Source organism: Pseudomonas sp. GL_117, assembly GCF_057835125.1.
Genome location: NZ_CM174418.1, coordinates 322105 through 329637, shown reverse-complemented (window position 1 = coordinate 329637; position 7533 = coordinate 322105). Strand labels below are relative to the sequence as shown.

3 protein-coding genes, 1 tRNA gene and 1 pseudogene are annotated in these 7533 nt (G+C 59.9%); all 5 read left to right on the top strand.

Annotation, left to right across the window (positions count from 1 at the left end; all coding sequences use genetic code 11):
- The first annotated feature begins 96 nt into the window (after positions 1-96).
- The 5 genes and pseudogenes from AC3ISR_RS01475 to AC3ISR_RS01455 all read left to right on the top strand — a co-directional run bounded on the left by AC3ISR_RS01475 (position 97) and on the right by AC3ISR_RS01455 (position 6690).
- Positions 97-1449 carry a TolC family outer membrane protein gene (locus tag AC3ISR_RS01475; RefSeq protein ID WP_192298429.1) on the top strand — a complete coding sequence of 451 codons (1353 nt, stop codon included), beginning with the start codon at positions 97-99 and terminating at the stop codon, positions 1447-1449.
- Between the two features lie 45 nt (positions 1450-1494).
- Positions 1495-3648 carry a type I secretion system permease/ATPase gene (locus AC3ISR_RS01470; RefSeq protein WP_192298430.1) on the top strand — a complete coding sequence of 718 codons (2154 nt, stop codon included), beginning with the start codon at positions 1495-1497 and terminating at the stop codon, positions 3646-3648.
- On the top strand, positions 3638-5014 hold the full coding sequence (locus AC3ISR_RS01465; RefSeq protein WP_192298431.1) for an HlyD family type I secretion periplasmic adaptor subunit: 1377 nt from the start codon (positions 3638-3640) through the stop codon (positions 5012-5014). The genes AC3ISR_RS01470 and AC3ISR_RS01465 overlap by 11 nt, the downstream gene beginning before the upstream one ends.
- 108 nt (positions 5015-5122) lie before the next feature.
- Positions 5123-5198: transfer RNA gene (locus tag AC3ISR_RS01460), tRNA-Thr, on the top strand.
- Between the two features lie 164 nt (positions 5199-5362).
- Positions 5363-6690: pseudogene (locus tag AC3ISR_RS01455) on the top strand (tyrosine-type recombinase/integrase).
- Positions 6691-7533: the final 843 nt, after the last annotated feature.

The following is a 7533-nucleotide window of genomic DNA, read 5'->3' as shown; positions in this document are numbered from 1 at the left end:
GTTCCTATGACAAGCAGTCATTTCGGTTGCCAACTCCAATGCAATATTTCACGTCTGTTGCGTTTTTCAGGCAACCATCCCCGGGGAAGAATCAGAATGCGTTTGCACCTTTTTAAAGCTGTGCCGTTTGCTTTAGCCGCCAGTTTCGTCCAGGCCCAAACCCTGCCCGAAGCCATGCAAGATGCGGTGAAAAATCACCCGGAGATTCAGGCAGCTATTAATGCACGCATTGCTGCCGACTATCAGGTACGCGAAGCCCAGGGCGGCTACCTGCCTAAAGTCGACCTGTTGGGCGGCTATGGCCGTGAAAGCTCCGACAACACCACGACCCGCGCCAACAGCAACAGCCATGACTGGAAGAACCTGAACCGCGGCGAGTCGACCATTCGCCTGCAACAAAATTTGTTCCAGGGCTTTGGCACCGTCAATGAAGTCGGCCGCCAACAAGCCACCGCCAACTCCCGTGGTTATGCGCTGCTCAACACCTCCGAGCGCACCGCGCTGACCGTTGCCCAGGTTTATCTGGATGTCTTGACCCGTCGCGAGATGGTGCAACTGGCAGAAGACAACCTGAAGAGCCACGAACGTATTTTTGACCAGATCAAACTGCGCACCAGCCGTGGCGTCGGAAGAATGGCGGACATGGACCAGGCCGAAGCCCGTCTGGCTCAAGCGCAAAACAACCTGATCACCGAGCAGACCAACCTGGCTGACGCAAACACCAACTTCCTCAGTGTTGTCGGCAAGGAACCGGACCAACTTGAAAGGCCCACGGGCGTGGTGACCGAATTGCCGGCCAGCCTGGAAGAAGCACGCCGCCAGATGGTTGCCGACAGCCCGGTATTGCGCTCGGCCGAATCGGACATCGCCGCTGCCGAGAAGCAGTACGAAGCCGCCAAGTCGACCTTCTACCCACGTTTTGATGCGGTGCTGCAGCGTTCGGCCAACAACAACATCGGCGGCCAGGAAGGTCATGAAAATGGCTACTCCGCGATGCTGAACATGCAGTTCAACCTGTTCAACGGCGGCAGCGACAAGGCCAGCCTGCAATCGAAGGCGTCCCAGGCCAGCCAGGCACTGGACATCCGCAACAACGCCCTGCGCCAACTGAACGAAGAACTGGGCCTGGCGTGGAACGCCTACAACAACGCCACCCAGCAAGTGCCGATCGCGCAGCAGTATGTTGACCGCAGCACCAAAGTACGGACCTCGTACCAGCAGCAGTTCAGCCTCGGTGAGCGTACACTGCTCGACTTGCTCGACAGCGAGAACGAATTGTTCACCGCCCAGCAGCGCTTGGCACAGATCAAAAGCCTGCAAACTTACACGCAGTACCGTATCAAGGCCGACATGGGCCAACTGCTGAGAAGTCAGGGCGTGGTGGCTCCGATGGCATCAGTTGTGCAAAACGATATTAAACCGTCGGTAAACCTGCCAGGGATGAACTGATTCTTGACGGCGTTGAACCACAAAACCGCTTAAGAGAGAGTCAGCTTGGATCCTGAAATTGGTGTGGCGCAACTCAACCATGACCCGCGCACTCAGCACGACGACCCATTGCTAGATGGGTTGTTGGCTCTCTGCTCCCTGCATTACAAGCCCGCCAGCCGGGCCATGCTGACCACCGGCCTGCCTCTGGCAGGCCAACGCATGAGCGCCGATCTGCTGCCGCGCGCAGCAGCCCGGGCGGGTTTGCAGGGGCGGTTGCTACAGCGCAAGCTGGAGCAGATCCCGTCCATCGCCTTGCCGGCCTTGCTGCTATTAAAGGAAGGCCGCAGTGCGGTGCTGTTGGGTTGGGAGGGTGATACCGCCCGCCTGCTGCTCAGCGAAAGCGACGGCGGTGAGGTGCAAGTCAGCCGAGAAGTGCTGAGCCAGGATTACAGTGGTCGGGTGTTCTTCGCCCAGCCACAGCACAAATTTGACGTCACCAGCGGCACCCTGATTCCACGCGCACGCTCGTGGTTCAAAGACACCCTCAAACGTTCACGCTGGCTGTACGCCGACGCCATCGCCGCAAGCCTGGTGATCAACCTGATCGCCCTGGCCGCGCCGTTGTTCGTGATGAACGTGTATGACCGCGTCGTACCGAACCAGGCCACCGCCACCTTGTGGGTACTGGCCATCGGTATCTGCGGCGCCTACCTGTTCGACCTGCTGCTCAAGAGCATGCGCAGCCTGTGCCTGGACCTGGCGGGCAAGAAAACCGACCTGATCATCTCCGCGACGCTGTTCGAACGCATCGTCGGCATGTCGATGAAAATGCGCCCAGCGCGCGTCGGCAGCTATGCGTCCAACATCCACGAGTTCCAGGGGATGCGTGACTTCCTCACGTCCCTGACCCTCGCCAGCCTGATCGATTTGCCCTTTACCCTGATCATCCTCGCGGTGATCGCGCTGCTGGGCGGCCACCTGGTGTGGATTCCCATCGTCGCTTTCCCGCTGGCCCTGGGTATCGGGCACTTCCTGCAAAAACCGCTGACCGCGACACTTGAACGCACCATGGCCCTGGGCGCCGAGCGCCAGTCGAGCCTGATCGAAACCCTCGCCGGGCTGGATGCGGTGAAGGTCAACAACGCCGAAAGCGAGCGCCAGTACCAGTGGGAACAAACCATTGGCACCCTCAGCCGCCTGGAACTGCGGGTCAAGGTGCTGTCCGGCCTGGCGATGAACATCACGCTGCTGATCCAACAACTGGCCGGCGTGGCGATGATCATCTTTGGTGTGTACCAGATCATCGACGGCACCCTCAGCATGGGCGGCCTGGTGGCCTGCTACATGCTCAGCGGCCGTGCACTCGGCCCGCTGGCCCAGCTGTCGGGCCTGTTGACGCGCTACCAGCAAGCCAAGGTGACGATGGTCTCGGTGGACCAGATGATGGAATTGCCGCAGGAACGCAACTTCGACGAACGCCCCCTCAGCCGTAAAACGCTGCAAGGCGCGATGACCTTCCGCGACGTCAATTTCACCTACCCGGACCAGCAGAACCAGGCCCTGCACGGGATCAACCTGAACGTTCGTCCCGGTGAAAAAATCGGCATCATCGGCCGCAGCGGCTCGGGCAAAAGCTCGCTGGCCAAGCTGCTGGTGGGCCTGTACCAGCCGGACTCCGGCTCGTTGCTGGTGGACGGCGTAGACATCCGCCAGATCGACGTCAGCGAATTGCGCCACAACATCGGCTACGTCGCCCAGGACATCCAGCTGCTGGCCGGTACCCTGCGTGACAACCTGGTCTCGGGTGCGCGCTACGTGGACGACGAAATGGTGCTGCAAGCCGCCGAACTGGCCGGCGTGCACGAGTTCGCCAGGCTGCACCCGCAAGGCTATGAGTTGCAGGTGGGCGAGCGCGGGCAGAACCTCTCCGGCGGTCAACGCCAGAACGTCGCCCTGGCCCGTGCGCTGCTGCTGAACCCACCGATCCTGCTGCTCGACGAACCGACCAGCGCCATGGACAACACTGGCGAAGAGCGCCTGAAACAGCGCTTGCAAGCCGTCATCGAAAACAAGACGGTGATTCTGGTCACCCACCGCGCCTCGCTGTTGAGCCTGGTGGATCGCCTGCTGGTGATCGACCGTGGCCAGATACTCGCGGACGGTCCAAAAGCGGCCGTTATGGAAGCGCTGAAAAAGGGACAGATCAGTGTTGCTTAAGTCCGGCCCAGGCCGTTGGAAAGATGTGATCTTCCGCTACTTCAAGGGCAGCGCCTCGCTTGATGGCCAGCCCCTGCCCGAAGTCGAAAAAGCCCTGATCGACGACGCCCCGCGCATCGTGCGCCTGACCATCTGGGGCGTGATCGGCTTTTTCGTGTTCCTGCTGCTGTGGGCCCACTTCGCGATCATCGACGAAGTGACCAAGGGCGAAGGCAAGGCGATTCCGTCCTCGCGCATCCAGAAGATCCAGAACCTGGAGGGCGGCATCGTCGCCCAGATCTACGTGCACGAAGGCCAGATCGTCGAAGCCGGCGCGCCGCTGATCCGCCTGGACGACACGCGCTTTGCCTCCAACGTCGGCGAAACCGAAGCCGAACGCGTATCCATGGAACTGCGTGTGGAACGTCTCAGCGCGGAAGTCGACGACCGCCCGCTGAAGATCACCGACGCCGCGCGCAAGGCTGTGCCCAATCAGGTGTCGAGCGAAGAATCGCTGTACGCCAGCCGCCGCCAGCAACTGGCCGACGAAGTGGGCGGGCTGCAACAACAGCTGCTGCAACGCCAGCAGGAGCTACGCGAGTTCAGCTCCAAGCAGGAACAGTACCGCAACAGCCTGAACCTGCTGCGCCAGGAAATCGGCATGTCCGAACCGCTGGTCGCCCAGGGCGCAATTTCTCCGGTAGAAGTCCTGCGCCTCAAGCGCTCGGAAGTTGAAACCCGCGGCATGCTCGACGGCACCACCCTGGCCATCCCCCGTGCCCAGGCGGCGATCAACGAAGTGCAACGCAAAGTCGACGAAACCCGCGGCAAATTCCGCAGCGAGGCCCTCGCCCAACTGAACGAAGCGCGCACCCTGCTGAGCAAGGCGCAAGCCACGTCCAAGGGCCTGGAAGACCGCGTCAGCCGCACCATGGTCACCTCGCCCGTGCGCGGCATCGTCAAGCAGATGCTGGTCAACACCGTCGGCGGCGTGATCCAGCCTGGCAGCGACATGGCCGAAGTGGTCCCGCTGGACGACACGATCCTGGTAGAAGCAAAAATCCGCCCGCAAGACATCGCCTTCCTGCACCCCGGCCAGGAAGCCATGATCAAATTCACCGCCTACGACTACACCATCTACGGCGGCCTCAAAGGCAAACTCGAACAGATCGGCGCCGACACCGTGATGGACGAAGAGAAGAAAAACACCTTCTACATCATCAAACTGCGCACCGACCGCAGCCACCTGGGCACGGACGAGAAGCCACTGCTGATCATCCCCGGCATGGTGGCCTCGGTGGACATCATCACCGGCAAGAAGAGCATCTTGAGCTACCTGCTCAAACCGATCATCAAGTCCCGGGCCGAGGCGATGCACGAGCGGTGATTGCGGGGAAATACCGGGTGACGATGGGAAAACTGGGGTTTTCGCAAAAATAGTCAGATTTCAGGGGTTTACAGAACCTTGGCAGTCGCTATAATCGTCGCCCAACACGCCGGTATAGCTCAGTTGGTAGAGCAACTGACTTGTAATCAGTAGGTCCCGGGTTCGACTCCTGGTGCCGGCACCACATTAGGCTCCATTGCATTCCACTGAATGCTCTGGAAGCCCCGAAAACCCGCCCTTTGGCGGGTTTTTTCGTTCCAAGACCCTCTGTCGGGATCCAACAAAATCCCCCTTCCCCGAGGGTATGTTAGGGGTACTGCGATTTCCCGGTCAGGAGCGCGTACCCCTATGCCACGTCTAGCGATCCCCCTCAGCGACCTGCAATGCCGCACGGCCAAAACCCGCGAACGCGCCTACAAGCTGTTCGACGGCGGCGGCATGTACCTTTTCGTCAAACCCAATGGCGTGAAGACCTGGCGCTTGAAGTACACCAAGCCCAGCGGCAAGGAAGGTACGCTCATCATCGGCAATTACCCCATCGTTACCCTTTCCGTCGCACGGCGTAAGCGAGACGAGGCCAAGGCGTTGCTGCTCGACAACCTCGACCCAATGGAAGAAAAGAAGAAGGCCAAGATCGTAGCCCAGCGGGCGGCACTGCTTTTCGAAACCGTTGCTCTGGAGTGGCACGCCGACATGTCCCGTCGCTGGACCGAAGGACACGCAAAAACCGTGATGAGCCGACTACGTACCCACGTCTTTCCGCTGATCGGCCAACGACCCATCGCTGAACTCGATACCCATGACCTATTAGAGATCACCCAGAGCATCAAGGAACGCGGCACCATGGATGTGGCGTTAAGGGTACAGAACTACTTATCCACCATCATGCGCGGGGCCAAAAGGGCTCGGCAGATCACCATGAATCCTGCACTGGATCTGGCAGGCTCGATTCACGCGCCGCGCACAGTCCATCGCCCCGCCCTATCCCTCAACCGCCTACCGAACTGCTACACCGTATCGACAACTACAACGGCCGCGAGCTGACGCGCCTTGCCGTGCTGCTGACTCTGCATGTATTCGTCCGCTCCAGCGAACTGCGCTTCGCTCGATGGAGTGAGTTCGACCTTCAACGCGCAATGTGGGAAATCCCCGATACGCGCGCACCGATTGAAGGGGTACGCAACTCCACGCGCGGGACCAAGATGAACGGCAACATTCAAATGGTTCCGTTATCGCCGCAGGTCATCGAAATACTGGAGCGCCTGCGCAGCCTCAGTCGCTTTTCAGAGTTAGTGCTACCGGGCGACCACAAGTACTGGAAGCCCATGTCCGAGAACACGGTGAACACCATGCTCCGCAACGTCGGCTATGACACCAGCAAGGACGTGTGCGGCCACGGCTTCAGGACCATGGCCTGTAGCGCCCTGCTTGAGTCCGGGTTATGGACCGACGCAGCCATCGAAAGACAAATGAGCCACAAGGAACGCAACCGTGTGCGCGCCGCGTATATCCACAAAGCTGAATTTCTGGAGCAGCGCCGGCTGATCATGGCGTGGTGGAGCAACTACATCGACGCCAACCGCCATGGGCATGTGACGCCCCACGAATTCGCTCACCCGGTCGGTGACAACATTACCGCCCTACAAAATAGCCGTGGCGCATCCAAACGTGGGTAAGCCAATGAGATCACCGCAGTCCGCCCTTCCACGCGGGTCCATCCAAGCGGGGCTGCAAAGCCGCCCTGCTTGGATGGACCTCATTTAAAAAATCTAAAGCCCACGCAACTGTCTGTGGAAAACCACTGATTTCCACCGGTGGATAATTTCATCCACAGCTGCAGAGTTCCCGAAAATTCGAGCCTTGACCCAAATTATCCACAGGCGTAGAAAAGATCGGGCAAGTGCTGTCGTTGACAGCAACCCAGGTAGCCAGAACCTTTAAGGCTACGCCACACCGTGGTGGTTCTCCCAAAGTGCGATTAGCGTCCGGCGGCTCGCACGCTCACAGCGATGTGATGGATGCCTACTTTTACCAGTGTGCCCACTGCGGCAACTTCCCCCTTTCATAGCTGCCTTGCAGCAACCTATCTGCTTGGCCATTTCCTTGCGCCAACCTGCGCCCGTCTCTTTCTCCCGGAAAGAGACGGGCGCTCCTACCGGTGCTGCAGCCCAACTCGTACAAGGCTTTGTGGCATTCCCCCTCGTGACAATCGGCGTGACAAACACCGAGGTCACCAGCAACAGCGATGCAGATGATCGTGCCGCAGCCCACGGAATGGACTGCACCTGACTGACAGTCAGGCATGCCCCGGTGATCGCATCACTGCCTTCATCTGACTCAGGATCTCGCGGTGTCGGTCTCGTCAGCCAGCGCAGTCTCCACCCGCCCACTTCCTCGGAAGTGCTCAGGAGGCCAGATCATGAGATGCCCAAGCTCCCGGTCGTAAAGAGCCGCCAGTCCCGCGTTAGTGGACAACCCTCACAGGTCGCAGGGGCCTTGATCCCTGATAACACTCAACA

Bases quoted from the DNA above. Each gene is read 5' to 3' on its own strand.
- AC3ISR_RS01475 (WP_192298429.1), top strand. From the start codon at position 97: ATGCGTTTGCACCTTTTTAAAGCTGTGCCGTTTGCTTTAGCCGCCAGT.